The organism is Roseburia sp. (assembly GCF_041325975.1).
Classification (GTDB): domain Bacteria; phylum Bacillota; class Clostridia; order Lachnospirales; family Lachnospiraceae; genus Roseburia; species Roseburia rectibacter.
In genome coordinates, this window is record NZ_JBGLEJ010000005.1 from 1,182,463 (window position 1) to 1,195,364 (window position 12,902).

Genomic DNA, 12,902 nt, shown 5'->3' on the forward strand with positions numbered 1-12,902 from the left:
ATATTTTTTCTTTTTTAAATTGTCAATCATTTTTTCAGAATATCCAGGTGTCAAAAGGTGATTCACAACTTAGCATCTTTCAGATTGACAAAAAAATTACGGCTGATTATAGTATTCCTTAGAATAAAGAAAAGAGGCAATACACATGAAAAACCTGTTAATCTATCAATCCACTGAATATGACTGTGGTCCGACCACCTTGACAAATGCAATCCGATATCTGTTTGACCGTGAAGAAATTTATCCTGATATTGTCAAATATATTATGCTCTATTGTCTCGATTCTTATAATGAAGCCGGTGAGGTAGGAAAACGCGGTACTTCCGCATCTGCCATGATGTTTTTAAGCAACTGGCTTACCCAGTTTGGACAAGTGAAAAATTTTCCTATTTCCTGCAATTTTCTATCTAAAAAAGATGTCGTATTATCCCAAAACAGCCATATTATCGGTGCCCTGCAGCAGGGTGGTGCTGTTTTGCTCCGTGTCTACTTAGAAGTACCGCATTATATTCTGCTGACTGGCGTTTCGGACAATGATATTTATGTGTTTGATCCATATTATGAAGAGATAGATGACCCTGAACTCGACAAAGAATTCTTTGAAGATGGCATCACCTTTATCACCGATCAGCCAAAGCGTGCCAACCGCATGATTTCAATCGACAGGCTTTCTAGTACCGGTGTCGGCTTTTATGAAATGGGACCATATGAGGAACGTGAGGCTGTGATCCTGTTCAACACAAATACCAGGAAAACGCCCGAAAACAGTATTGAATACATCATATAATTGTATCTAATATCAAAAGTCCTTTCCGGATCTCATCTTCACACAGTCTTCCATAACCAAGTAAAAGAATCGGTTTGTCCGGTGCAGTTCCGGCAGATCCGATTTTTTCACTTTCTATGGAATACTTGCTGTATTTTGTATTCTCATATCCATTCGAAGCCATTTCCGGAACAACGTATTCACTGATTCCATAGATACGTATTCCCTGCTTTCCTGCAAGGTCACATATCTCCGCTTCTTTTTTTTCTGTACGTATCTGCACCAGAACATGCAGTCCTGCATGATCTCCGTAAACTTTTTCCACCCAATTTCTCTTTTTTAATTCCGCAAGGAGGAAATCATGTTTTGCACGGTAAATTCCTCTCATCTTATTCAGATGACGTTCAAAATGTCCCTCTTCAATAAACGCACGCAATACCTCCTGCTGGATTTTAGGAACAGTCGCAGAGTAAAATCCACATTTTTCATGATAACGATTTAACAATTCCGGCGGAAGCACCATATAACTGATTCGAAGTGACGGTGCAATGCTCTTAGAAAAAGTTCCAATATAAATAACCTTATCAAAATGATCCACACTCTGCAGGGACGGGATCGGCTTTCCACGATACCTGTATTCACTGTCGTGATCATCTTCGATCAGATACCTGTTTTCTTTTTCAGAAGCCCATTTCAGCAGCTCCAGTCTCTGCTTTAACGGCATGACCGTTCCAAGCGGAAACTGATGGGAAGGCATAATGTAGACAATATCCGGATCATATTTTCTGACTTTCCAGGGATCTATTCCATCTTCTTCCACGGTAACCGGTGACATCTGGTATCCCATATTTAAAAATGTATGATATGCCTGCAGATAAGTCGGATTCTCCATCAGGACACGCTTATTTCTGCCCAAAATCTGTGTCAGTAAGATCTCAAGATATTCATTTCCGGCTCCGATAATCAACTGATCCGGCTCACAGTTAACCCCTCTCGCCTGATGAAGATAAGCCGCAATCGCCTTTCTAAGTCCATAATCTCCCTGTCCATCTCCGGATAAAAGCAATTCCTCCCGGTCATCTAACAGCACATTTTTATTTAATTTTCTCCACACATTATATGGAAAATGTTCGGTATCGATCGCATATGGTGAGAAGTCAATGATATCTTCCCCCATTTTCTCTTTCTGTCCCTTTTTCCCAAATGGAGCTATATCTTTTGATCCATTTTCTGCATGACCAAATTCATATAATTCCGTAATATCGCATACAAAAAAACCCCTGCAAGGTTCTGCTTTGATGTATCCCTCTGCCAGGAGCTGTTCATATGCCATTTCCACGGTACTTCTGCTTACAGACAAATGTTTTGACAAAAGTCTTGTTGATGGAAGTTTTTCCCCGACGGGAATCTTTCCCGCAATGACATCCCGTTTGATATACTCATATATTTTCTCATAGAGGGGAGCTTTCGCTCCCCCCTGTAGATCAATCATTATTTCAATCATTATAATTTTGCCTATTTGCTTTTTTTGATTTCTGCAACGATCTTTTCTTTTAAATCATATGCGCGGTCTTTCATCTTCTTTGATGCGGAAGGCGCAGCCTGAATCCTTGAAATACACTTAGATGCCACATCATATTTTTTAAAATGATATGCCATTGCTGCAAGAAGATAATCTACGGTACACTGATCCATTCCACACATCGGGAACATCTCTGTAGACATTGCTTTCATAAAGCCTTCATATGCCTGCTGGTAAAATGCTTCTTCCTGCTCTTTTACCTCTTTTTTCTTCCCTAATGTTTCAGGATCAGTTCCTTTTAACTCTTCCCCTTTTCCACGATACAGCCAGGAAAGTTTCAGACAGGTATATGCTTTCTCACTCGTCTTTCCTTTTTTCACGATCGTGTTAAACAGTGCCAGTTTATAACGCTCAATCGCCTGGTCATAGTCTAAAACCATTGGTTCATCAGAACCACTTGGTTTGAAGTTCGCACAAACCTGTTCTTTGACCAGTTTGATCTGTCCTGATGTTACATGCTCAAAATAGCGGTTCATCGCTGTATATCCGCAATACGGGCAGGATGCCACATCATATTTTAATGTATCAATATATTCAAAACGTGGACGCAGATCCAGATCCGGCTCTAATCGTTTGATTCGTCCGTTTTTAATCATTTTGGTCTTAAATACCTTATCACATACAGTACAGCGGATCGCTTTGTCTAACAGAAAACTGTCTTCTGTCGGAGCAGCTTCTGTTTTTCCTCCATTAGCAGATGCTGCCGGCTTTTTCTCTTCTTCAAACAGATCCGTTGTGTTATCCGCTTTGATACCAAATTTTTCCAATCCTGCAAATAAATTCATATGTATTTCATATCCTTTCCTGATACGCCCGTTTCCGGGTGCAAATACACCATCCCGGTGCAGCTAATGCTTATGCATTAGGTAATTTAAATGAGCTCTTTAATGACACAATTCTGTTAAATACCAGATGATCTGCGGTTGAATCCTTTGCATCCACACAGAAAAATCCCTGTCTTACAAACTGGAAACTGTCATATGCTTTTGCATCTTTTAAGTTTTCCTCAACAACACAGTTTTTCAAAATCGTAAGGGAATTCGGATTCAGATTCAGACTTCCGTCTTCATTATACACGCCTTTTTCCTCATCCACAATATTTTCATAGAGACGGATTTCAGCCGGAACTGCCTGTGCTGCCGATACCCACTGGATCGTTCCTTTTACTTTACGTCCGTCCGGGCTGTTTCCACCTTTTGAAGCCGGATCGTAAGTACAGTGTATCTCAGTTACCACTCCATTTTCATCTTTCACAAAACTGTTGCATGTCACGAAATATGCATTCATCAGGCGCACTTCGTTGCCTGGGAACATACGGAAATATTTCTTTGGCGGCTCCTCCATAAAATCTTCACGGTCAATATAAAGTTCGCGTGAAAATGGAACTTTACGCACACCAAGTTCCTCGTTCTCAAGGTTATTAACTACCTCAAGATACTCTGTCTCTCCCTCCGGGTAGTTATCGATCACCACTTTGACCGGATCTAAGATTGCCATCATACGCGGACGTTTCATCTTTAGATCCTCACGGATGCAGTATTCTAACATTGCATAATCCACGGAACTGTTTGCCTTGGAAATACCACAGAGTTCTACGAACATTTTTAAAGATTCCGGTGTAAATCCTCTTCTGCGGAGTGCTGCGATCGATACAAGACGCGGATCATCCCAGCCGTCTACGATACCTTCCTCTACAAGACGTTTGATATATCTTTTTCCGGTTACAACATTTGTCAGATATAATTTTGCAAACTCGATCTGTCTTGGAGGCATCTCATCCTTGTCAGGGATCATGTCCTTGCCGACTTCATCAATTACCCAGTTGTAAAGAGGTCTGTGATCCTCAAATTCCAGTGTACAGATAGAATGGGTAATTCCCTCGATCGCATCCTCTAATGGATGTGCAAAATCATACATTGGATAGATGCACCATTTATCTCCGGTTCTGTGATGTGTCATATGTGCCACACGGTAAATAACCGGATCTCTCATATTGATATTTGAAGATGTCATATCGATCCTTGCACGGAGCACTTTCTCTCCGTCAGCAAATTTACCGTTTTTCATATCTTCAAATAAAGCAAGATTCTCTTCCACGCTTCTTGTGCTCGCCGGATCTTCTTTTCCAGGCTCTGTCAGAGTACCACGGTACTCACGGATCTCATCTGCACTCAGATCAGAAACATATGCTTTTCCTTTTTTGATCAGCTTTACTGCTGCTTCATACATCTGGTCAAAATAATCGGATGCGAAAAACAGTCTGTCCTCCCAGTCTGCACCAAGCCATTTGATATCTTCTTTAATTGCTTCCACGAACTCCGATTTTTCTTTGGTCGGATTCGTATCATCAAATCGTAAATTGAATTTTCCATTATATTTCTGTGCAAGTCCAGAATTTAAAAGTATGGACTTGGCATGTCCGATATGAAGATATCCGTTCGGCTCCGGTGGAAATCTTGTATGGACAGTTTTGCAATGTCCTTCCTCTATATCCTGATCTATAAACTGTTCGATAAAATTCTTTGAGACATTCTCGTTCTCCATGATGTCTGTCCTCCTCATATAACAACTCATGCTATATCATGTGCAAAATCAGCACATGATCAACATTCGCCGCTCGTCAATCATTCAAATATGTTGACTCACTTACACTCATTATATCATACATGATACACCGTCTGGGTGCAAGTATAATATAGCATGAATTAGCGGTTTTGGGTAAGAAAATATTTTTTTGTTCGATTCGTTCCCCTGATATAAACTTTTCTGTATCATTTATTTATTTTCCAATAACCTTTTCTGTCTGATCCCACTCGTTCTATCACATTTTTTTCCTTCAATGACTTCAACCGCACCGCTATTGTTTTTCTGCTTATCTTTAATTTTTCTGCAAGTTGAGGCATGGTATAATTTGCATTCTCTAATAGCAATGCAAGAATCTCCTGCTCTTTTTCAGTCACCTTTTCAGTCACCTTTTCAGTCACCTTTTCAGTCACCTTTTTAACGTTGTCTGGTCCAACTTGCAAATCAGCAACGGATTCCATCGGTATCACTATTTGAAAAATATTGTCTTCAAAAAAAATGGGGGTTCCACCAGAGTATAATTTCGTATATTTATTCGTATTTCTCATCCCAGAGCCCAATTCATCCGCATATCCAATTTCCCGGAACACTTTCGAAATCGGCGGGTTCTTTGGAAATGGCTCAAACTGATTCAATTTCAGTTCTCCATGACCATGTGGAAGATTACTGTTTTTCGTATAGATTCGGTTACTTTCAATCACAAATTGTGCCGTATATGCATTGGAATAATCCCGATGTGCCAGAATATTTGATATAATTTCACGCAAAATCTTATCTCTAGCACTCACGCTCTGATCTCCATCCAACACAAAAGTATCATTCAAATGTTTTTTTCCAAAATCCACCAATCTGCGGTAGCTATCTATTAAATTCGTGATAATAACTTCGCGGTCATCATAGCGGTCCAGATTTTTCACACGATAAATAGCGTCTGTCTTATATTGTGGCAACACAGACATAATCGTATTATCTTTTCCAAATAATAGAATCGCAGCAAGTGTTATTCCTTCCTTTCCCGTATCCGGGTCAGTCAGAATAAGTCCTGTGCTTCTAAGTATTTCTTTCTCATCCATATTTGCCCATGGGTGATTGTCTACTCTTGAAAGTGCCATCTGCTTCGCTCTTCGGATCACGTCAAGATCAAGATACTCCAGTCCAAGTCTTGGATAAACTTTATTCACAAAATAAGTGCTCTGCTTTCTCGCATACATCTTATACACTAATTCTGCATTGTCTGTTATATCAATATCACCTTCATGTGTTCTATCCCAGATTCTGCCATTCAAACGTCTAAGCTGTGTTCCCTCAGGCACCCAGATATAGACAAGTATCTTTCCATCTATCTCAAAAACCTCTGGTGTAAGATACATCGGTGGATTCAGCTTATTTGCATTATTAATAGATGTCGTAAAATCTTTGAGTATCTTATCTACTTTTTGGAAATTAACACCCCGAATCTCTTTTGTCTTATCAACTACACCAAGAACAATATGTCCTCCATTGCGGTTATTAAACGAACAGACCGATTGATACACATCCTTTGTCAGATCATTTTCTGACTGTTTGAATTCCACATCTATTTTTTCGCCGGACTGAATTATCTTTTTCAACTCGTCTGCTGTCATACGCATACCACCTTTCCAAGACCAAATCCATTACACTGACTTTCCTTAAATCATTTAGCTAATAGTATCATAACTTCTCCTAATATATCTGATATCTCTACATAGTCTATATCATTCAATTTCACTATGTTTTTGTTACCATTCTATTATTCATGCTCTTCTACTTTTTCAATAATATACTCTATTTTCTCAATTCTTTCTTCTGCTATCTGTACTCTTTTCTTCTCAACTTCATTTTTATCTGTAATCCTTATAAAATAATACTTTCCTCTTTTTACTGGTTCAAATAATGTTTTATATGTTTCTTTTTGTGTTATAACTATATACTTTACATTCCGTACTTTTTCAGCCTTAATATTTGCCAAAACTTGAAGAATAATGCAACTAATAACTACAAAATAAATATCTCTATCATACTGTTTGTTATATAAATTTTTTAAGATTGCTAAACCTTGCATTGAAATTACAAAGTAAACCACTATTCCAAAAAACATATTGACGACATATTTCTTTTTTTGTTTTTTTGTTTTTAATTTTACAATTAAACTTATACCAAAACTATATATTAATCCAATGACACTTAAAGCAAAAAAATATTCATTTATTATAATATTAGACCACGTCGATTTTCCAAATGCTACAATTAAAAATATAACCAATACCTGTGCTACAATAGTTCCTACTAATTCGTATTCCATCAAAAAAAATGATACTTCAAAATTATGATATTCATTTATAAAAATTTTTGTTTTCATATATGGAATAAATTTGTAAATAAAAAAACCATAAATTGCAATAGCAATTGGCCAAAACACTTCTAACATTTTCATAATGTTTTCAATTTTCATTATCTTCCCCCACTCGTCAATTATGTTTCCCCTATTCTCGAACACGAACGCACGTTCTATTTATAAAATATCATACTCCAGTTCTCATATCAAGAACATTTTTACATTTTCCATTTAAACATCAGAAACAATGAAATCTTCGTAGAAAGTTACATAAACTACACCGTTATTCACACCAGTCTGCAAAAAAGGGCAAAAATCAGAGCCAGCCTTCCGACTGACTCTGCTCCACTCTAATCATATTATAATTTACTCTGATAATTCTCTAACTGGTGAAAAATACCAACTATATTTACAACATCTATCCTTAATTCTCATTCATCTTCGCAAGTTTCGCCGCCTGGTCTGCTGCGATACAGGCATCAATGATCTCCTGGATATCTCCGTTCATGATCTTATCAAGTTTGTAAAGTGTGAGGTTGATCCTGTGATCTGTCACACGTCCCTGTGGGAAGTTGTAGGTACGGATCTTCTCAGAACGGTCTCCTGTTCCGACCTGGCTCTTACGAAGCTCTGCTTCCGCATCGTGGGCTTTCTGCTGCTCTAAGTCGTATAATTTGGTACGCAGCAGGGCAAATGCCTTTGCCTTGTTCTGGATCTGTGATTTTTCTGTCTGGCTGTAGATCACGATTCCGGTTGGGATATGTGTCAGACGCACGGCAGAGTCTGTCGTGTTGACACACTGTCCACCGGCACCGGATGCACGGCAGACATCGATACGGATATCTTTGTCATCGATCTGTACATCCACTTCCTCGGCCTCCGGCATCACGGCAACTGTGATGGTGGAAGTATGGATACGTCCGCCGGACTCTGTCTCCGGGACACGCTGTACACGGTGTACACCGGACTCATACTTCATAACAGAATAAGCACCCTGACCGCTCAGCATAAAAGTAACGCTCTTCATACCGCCGATGCCGGTTTCATCTGCCTCCATGATCTCCGTCTTCCAGTTTCTGCTCTCCGCATAATGCAGATACATACGATAAATTTCAGCCGCAAATAAAGCAGCCTCGTCACCGCCGGCGCCTGCGCGGATCTCAACGATAACGTTCTTGTCATCGTTCGGGTCTTTCGGGAGTAATAAGATCTTTAACTCTTTTTCCAACTCTTCCACTCTTGCCTTAGAATCGTTTAACTCTTCTTTCGCAAGCTCGCGCATCTCCTCATCAGACTCTTCCTCAAGTAAAGCAAGGGAATCCTCGATGTTCTGTTTGCACTGTTTATATTCCTTGTATGCATTTACGATCGGAGTCAGGTCACTCTGCTCCTTCATCAGCTTACGGAAACGCACCGGATCATTTGCAACATCCGGCTCACTTAACTCACTCATTAATTCTTCAAAACGGATCAGTAAATCCTCTAATTTATCAAACATAAATCCTCCATTCCTGTGTATCAAAGAATACCTTTACACATTCCCTGTTTTCACATACCATCTTTCTAACAAACACACCACATTCCACGCTAAAGCATTCCTGTCACAACACGGTCATTTTGTGCTAAATCTTTGATGACCGCCACATTCTTAAATCCCGCCTCTCTTAAAAGCCCGGATACCGCCTCGCCTTGGTCATAACCGATCTCGAACAGAATGTGCCCTTCCGGTTTTAAATACGATGGACATTTCTCCATGATCTTCCGGTAAAAATATAAACCATCTTCTTTGCCATCCAATGCCTCCATCGGTTCAAAATCCCGTACTTCCGGCATAAGTTTAAGTACTTCTTCTGTTCTTATATAAGGTGGATTTGATACGATCACATCATAAGTTCCTGTCACATTATCAAACAGATCACTGCGTTCAAATGTAACCGAAACCTGATTCAGCTTTGCATTTTCTTTCGCCACAAGAAGCGCCTGTTTGGAAATATCCGTCGCTGTTCCCTCCACCTCCGGTATATTATGCACAATACTGACAATAATACAGCCGGAACCGGTACACATGTCAAGCACATTCATTCCCGGTTTTACAACTTTTAATGCTTCTTCCACTAAAGTTTCCGTATCCTGCCTTGGAATAAGCACATTGGAATTGACTTTAAATTTCAATCCCATAAATTCAGCCTCACCGACAATATATTGTAACGGCACATGTTCTGCACGTTTGCGCAATGCAATCTCATATTCACTTAACTGTTCCTCAGCGACCTCGTCCTCCATATGCAGATAATAAAAACTGCGGTCAATCTTACAGACCATCTCTAACAGCAGCCATGCATCAATTTTTGCATCTGCCACATCTGCCATATTTAAGACTTTCTCACCGAGATTAATTGCTTCCCGATATGTCATGTTCCTTACTGTCCTCTTGCTTTATTTCTTTCACATAAGCCTTCCAGTCAAACACAGCCTCAACAGATGCCATACCCACCTCGATCATGTCATCCTCCGGTTCTTTCGTTGTAATATGCTGCAACAGAAGTCCCGGTTTGCTGAGCAGATTGACAACTGCATTATCACTGCGTCCTGCCAGTCTTATAAATTCATAAGATACCCCCGCGATCACAGGGATCAGCACAAGACGAAGTACCAGTCTTAATACTCTCGAATCCACATGGATAAACATGAAAAAGAAAATACTGATGATCATAACGATCAACAGGAAACTGGTTCCACAACGCTTATGTAATCTGGAACTTTTTCTCACATTCTCAACGGTAAGATCCATTCCATGCTCAATACAGTTAATACACTTATGCTCCGCACCATGATACATATAAACTCTTTTTATGTCAGGCATCAATGAAATTGCTGCCACATACCCGATAAAGATCGCCAGGCGGATAATCCCTTCTAATACAGCAATCAGCATATAGGAATCTGTAAATTTCTGGAAAAACACAGATATATAATACGGAAGGATCATAAAAATCGCAACCGCCAGCACGATGGAAAATGCAACCGTACCACCCATCATCAGGCTATCCTGTCTTTTCTGCTGCTCTTCTGTCAATGCCTTTTTTTCACGTTTTTTTGTTTGCTTCTTTTCATGCTCCGGCTCCTCTTCCTCAAAAAAAGAAGCGGAAAATGTCAATGTTGAAACGCCTAAATACAACGACTCTATAAAACTGAACACACCGCGTAAGATCGGCATGTTTCTGATTTTCTTATTTTTTATTATACCTTTATATTCGGAAATCTTAAGTGTGATTTCCCCATCAGGCTTTCTGACAGCTACGGCGTATTTTTCCTGGTTTTTCATCATTACGCCTTCCATGACTGCCTGCCCGCCAATACCGGAATACCTCATACTAATCCTCTGCTCTAAAAAAAGGTTGAGATTAAATAAACCTCAACCTTATCTTTAACCATGTTCACTTGCGTACTATTTGTTAATGCCGTACTTCTTGTTGAACTTATCGATACGTCCGTCAGTTCTTGCAGATTTCTGCTGTCCTGTGTAGAACGGATGGCATTTGGAACAAATTTCTACGTGGATATCCTCTTTTGTAGAACCTGTTACGAATGTGTTACCGCAGTTACATGTAACTGTTGCCTGATAGTAATCTGGATGGATTCCTTCTCTCATGATTTTCACCTCTTTATGTTCTTATCGTTATTTAGTTTCGCCTGTTCAATCCTTTTATACCCGTATGCCCGATCCGCATATGGTACTTACTCCAAAGGAAAGTCCCGATAAACAGCTTAATCAGTGTAACATATGATTTCAAAAAAATCAAGATATTTTTAAATAATTCTGTTCTTTTTTACCATATTAATATATTCGCGATTATTTTTGGTGCGTGCAAACATATTCAAAATATTCTCCACGGCATCATCTTTGCGCATTCCATTGATTGCCTTCCGCATGATGTCAACTGCTTCCTGTTCTTCGGAATCAAGCAGCAGATCTTCTCTTCTGGTTCCCGATTTCACGATATCGATTGCCGGAAATACACGCTTTTCCGAAAGTTTTCTGTCGAGCACGAGTTCCATGTTACCGGTTCCCTTAAATTCCTCAAATACAACATCATCCATCTTGCTTCCGGTATCAACCAGCGCTGTCGCAAGGATTGTAAGACTTCCTCCCTCACGCATGTTTCTCGCTGCACCAAAGAATCTTTTTGGCATATGGAGTGCCGCCGGATCAAGACCTCCGGATAAGGTACGTCCACTTGGTGGAACCGTAAGGTTATATGCCCTTGCAAGCCTTGTGATACTGTCAAGAAGGATCATGACATCTTTGCCGTGTTCTACCAGACGTTTTGCACGTCCAAGTACCATTTCCGATACACGTTTATGATGTTCCGGAAGTTCATCAAATGTAGAATAAATAACTTCTACATTATCACCTTCAATCGCTTCCTTGATATCCGTAACCTCCTCTGGTCTCTCATCAATCAGAAGGATGATCAGGTGCATATTCGGATTTCCTGATGTTACTGATTTGGCGATTTCTTTTAAAAGTGTTGTTTTTCCTGCCTTAGGCTGGGAAACGATCATACCACGCTGTCCCTTACCGATCGGGGAAACAAGATCTACAATACGCATCGCAACACTGCATCCCGGGCGTTCTAAACGTATCCTCTCATTCGGAAAAATCGGTGTCAGATCTTCAAAACTTTTTCTCTTCTGGGCTACACTCGGGTGATAGCCGTTAATTGTAGTCACATATAAAAGTGCCGAAAACTTTTCCTGCTGTGTCTTGATTCTTGTATTACCACAGACAATATCTCCCGTTTTTAAATTAAACTTTCGGATCTGTGATGGTGAAACATACACATCATGCTCACCCGGAAGATAATTCTCACAGCGGATAAATCCGTATCCATCCGGCATAACCTCTAAAATACCATTTGCCGTAATTCCACTGTCAAGACTCATCATGGTATCATCTGCCGCTGCAGATGCCGTCTGATTTTCCTGTGTTTCTACCGGCTCTTCTGCCTTTTCTTTTGTCTGACGATCTGCATCTGTTCCGCGTTCCCTTGGTACATATTCTGTTCTTTTTCTGGAATATTCTTTCGGCTGTGCATGATCTTTCGAACGCTCTGTGCCCTCTTTTGCTTTCACACGCTCCCCGCGCTCTTCCTGCGTCTGCATACTCTCCGTCTCTTTTTGTTTGCGTGCATCTTCTTCAAGCATACGATTGACCAAATCGCTCTTCTTCATGGAAGAAATATTCTTCAGTCCCCGTGCCTTTGCCAGATCACGCAAAACGACTAATGATAAACTCTCATATTTTTCTCTCATTCATAAACTCCTTACTTTTTCTTTCACCTGTTGGAATCGTCTGCGGAAATGATGTCTGATGTGACAATTGAATTTTTCGATGTGGCTATTATACTACATCTTTTTCCAAATAGGAAGTCCTAATTCTTGATTTTTCTCCCTAATCGCAAAAAAGCGGATACTACGAAAATGTTCAAATTCCTGTTCCTGCATATAATAATATACACTGTAATAACCGGAAACAGTAAAATCTGCCTTTAATGCCCAGAAACTCATCGATCGATTTCGGCGTGTCTGTAAAACCGGCTTTGTCAAATACC

The 12,902-nt window shown here is 39.9% G+C and carries 12 protein-coding genes; 1 reads left to right on the forward strand and 11 read right to left on the reverse strand.

What is annotated here, in order from left to right:
• Nucleotides 1-145 precede the first annotated feature (145 nt).
• Nucleotides 146-787, forward strand: coding sequence for a peptidase C39 (locus tag ACDD58_RS16725; protein ID WP_186899147.1), 642 nt, complete (start codon nucleotides 146-148; stop codon nucleotides 785-787).
• Here ACDD58_RS16725 and ACDD58_RS16730 read toward each other — a convergent pair.
• The 11 genes from ACDD58_RS16730 to ACDD58_RS16780 all read right to left on the reverse strand — a co-directional run bounded on the left by ACDD58_RS16730 (nucleotide 780) and on the right by ACDD58_RS16780 (nucleotide 12,858).
• Nucleotides 780-2,270, reverse strand: a complete 1,491-nt coding sequence (locus ACDD58_RS16730) for a PLP-dependent aminotransferase family protein (RefSeq protein WP_370778469.1) — start codon at nucleotides 2,268-2,270, stop codon at nucleotides 780-782. The genes ACDD58_RS16725 and ACDD58_RS16730 overlap by 8 nt on opposite strands.
• 11 nt (nucleotides 2,271-2,281) lie before the next feature.
• On the reverse strand, nucleotides 2,282-3,133 hold the full coding sequence (locus ACDD58_RS16735) for a DUF2225 domain-containing protein (RefSeq protein WP_117919421.1): 852 nt from the start codon (nucleotides 3,131-3,133) through the stop codon (nucleotides 2,282-2,284).
• A 70-nt stretch (nucleotides 3,134-3,203) separates the two neighbouring features.
• Nucleotides 3,204-4,892, reverse strand: a complete 1,689-nt coding sequence (locus tag ACDD58_RS16740) for a glutamine--tRNA ligase/YqeY domain fusion protein (RefSeq protein ID WP_370778470.1) — start codon at nucleotides 4,890-4,892, stop codon at nucleotides 3,204-3,206.
• Between the two features lie 227 nt (nucleotides 4,893-5,119).
• Nucleotides 5,120-6,556, reverse strand: a complete 1,437-nt coding sequence (locus ACDD58_RS16745; protein ID WP_370778471.1) for an RNA-binding domain-containing protein — start codon at nucleotides 6,554-6,556, stop codon at nucleotides 5,120-5,122.
• A 146-nt stretch (nucleotides 6,557-6,702) separates the two neighbouring features.
• A complete protein-coding gene (locus ACDD58_RS16750; RefSeq protein ID WP_370778472.1) occupies nucleotides 6,703-7,404 on the reverse strand; it encodes a hypothetical protein in 702 nt (233 codons plus the stop codon).
• A 307-nt stretch (nucleotides 7,405-7,711) separates the two neighbouring features.
• Nucleotides 7,712-8,785 carry a peptide chain release factor 1 gene (prfA, locus tag ACDD58_RS16755; protein WP_006859129.1) on the reverse strand — a complete coding sequence of 358 codons (1,074 nt, stop codon included), beginning with the start codon at nucleotides 8,783-8,785 and terminating at the stop codon, nucleotides 7,712-7,714.
• Nucleotides 8,786-8,874: 89 nt separating this feature from the next.
• Complete coding sequence (prmC, locus tag ACDD58_RS16760) at nucleotides 8,875-9,702, reverse strand: peptide chain release factor N(5)-glutamine methyltransferase (RefSeq protein ID WP_117919425.1); 828 nt, start codon at nucleotides 9,700-9,702, stop codon at nucleotides 8,875-8,877.
• Complete coding sequence (locus tag ACDD58_RS16765) at nucleotides 9,680-10,660, reverse strand: DUF1385 domain-containing protein (protein WP_117919427.1); 981 nt, start codon at nucleotides 10,658-10,660, stop codon at nucleotides 9,680-9,682. The genes prmC and ACDD58_RS16765 overlap by 23 nt, the downstream gene beginning before the upstream one ends.
• Before the next feature lie 75 nt (nucleotides 10,661-10,735).
• A complete protein-coding gene (gene rpmE, locus ACDD58_RS16770) occupies nucleotides 10,736-10,939 on the reverse strand; it encodes a 50S ribosomal protein L31 (RefSeq protein WP_006859131.1) in 204 nt (67 codons plus the stop codon).
• A gap of 158 nt (nucleotides 10,940-11,097) precedes the next feature.
• Nucleotides 11,098-12,603, reverse strand: coding sequence for a transcription termination factor Rho (gene rho / locus ACDD58_RS16775; RefSeq protein ID WP_015520251.1), 1,506 nt, complete (start codon nucleotides 12,601-12,603; stop codon nucleotides 11,098-11,100).
• Nucleotides 12,604-12,696: 93 nt separating this feature from the next.
• The gene (locus ACDD58_RS16780; protein ID WP_370778473.1) at nucleotides 12,697-12,858 is read right to left on the reverse strand and encodes a hypothetical protein; all 162 of its coding nucleotides are present in this window, start codon (nucleotides 12,856-12,858) and stop codon (nucleotides 12,697-12,699) included.
• Between the last annotated feature and the right edge of the window lie 44 nt (nucleotides 12,859-12,902).

What these genes read in the sequence shown, in the direction of transcription:
- ACDD58_RS16725 (WP_186899147.1), top strand. Translation starts at nt 146, where the DNA reads ATGAAAAACCTGTTAATCTATCAATCCACTGAATATGACTGTGGTCCG.
- prfA (WP_006859129.1), bottom strand. Translation starts at nt 8,785, where the DNA reads ATGTTTGATAAATTAGAGGATTTACTGATCCGTTTTGAAGAATTAATG.
- ACDD58_RS16740 (WP_370778470.1), bottom strand. Translation starts at nt 4,892, where the DNA reads ATGGAGAACGAGAATGTCTCAAAGAATTTTATCGAACAGTTTATAGAT.
- ACDD58_RS16750 (WP_370778472.1), bottom strand. Translation starts at nt 7,404, where the DNA reads ATGAAAATTGAAAACATTATGAAAATGTTAGAAGTGTTTTGGCCAATT.
- rpmE (WP_006859131.1), bottom strand. Translation starts at nt 10,939, where the DNA reads ATGAGAGAAGGAATCCATCCAGATTACTATCAGGCAACAGTTACATGT.
- ACDD58_RS16730 (WP_370778469.1), bottom strand. Translation starts at nt 2,270, where the DNA reads ATGATTGAAATAATGATTGATCTACAGGGGGGAGCGAAAGCTCCCCTC.
- ACDD58_RS16780 (WP_370778473.1), bottom strand. Translation starts at nt 12,858, where the DNA reads ATGAGTTTCTGGGCATTAAAGGCAGATTTTACTGTTTCCGGTTATTAC.
- ACDD58_RS16745 (WP_370778471.1), bottom strand. Translation starts at nt 6,556, where the DNA reads ATGACAGCAGACGAGTTGAAAAAGATAATTCAGTCCGGCGAAAAAATA.
- prmC (WP_117919425.1), bottom strand. Translation starts at nt 9,702, where the DNA reads ATGACATATCGGGAAGCAATTAATCTCGGTGAGAAAGTCTTAAATATG.
- ACDD58_RS16765 (WP_117919427.1), bottom strand. Translation starts at nt 10,660, where the DNA reads ATGAGGTATTCCGGTATTGGCGGGCAGGCAGTCATGGAAGGCGTAATG.
- ACDD58_RS16735 (WP_117919421.1), bottom strand. Translation starts at nt 3,133, where the DNA reads ATGAATTTATTTGCAGGATTGGAAAAATTTGGTATCAAAGCGGATAAC.
- rho (WP_015520251.1), bottom strand. Translation starts at nt 12,603, where the DNA reads ATGAGAGAAAAATATGAGAGTTTATCATTAGTCGTTTTGCGTGATCTG.